A 383-nucleotide genomic window follows, 5' to 3' on the forward strand; every position below is an offset into this window, starting at 1 on the left:
AGTTTCCAACAGAGATGATAATTCGCTGAGCGTTGACCCCCTTTACGACCCGGGCCTGTACGCAGGGTCAATCGGGCTTATCGGGGCGGGTGTCTCCGTGGCCGAGGTGGACGTGGACATCGATGGGTCCCCCAGGCCGGACCCCCCGACCATCGGGGCCAACGAGATCGATCCGGCAAGCCTTTCCCCTTTGGAGGGTGCCTACACGGTGAACCCCGCCGGGTCCGGGGACAGGAACTTCCCCACCCTGCAGGCGGCCATGGACGCCCTGTCCATGATGGGCGTGTCCGGCAGCGTAACCCTGAGGGTCGCCTCCGGCACCCATGAAGGGCAGGCCGTGGTCCCGGACATCCCGGGGGCATCGGCCACGAACTTGGTAAGGG

General features: G+C 66.1%; 1 protein-coding gene. It reads left to right on the forward strand.

Annotated elements, in window-relative coordinates:
- Positions 1-383 (forward strand): hypothetical protein (locus tag DB520_RS27450; RefSeq protein ID WP_232835174.1); only part of this gene is annotated, 383 nt, incomplete at both ends.

This window comes from Pleomorphovibrio marinus (assembly GCF_003347495.1).
In the GTDB taxonomy this organism is placed as follows: domain Bacteria; phylum Bacteroidota; class Bacteroidia; order Cytophagales; family Cyclobacteriaceae; genus Pleomorphovibrio; species Pleomorphovibrio marinus.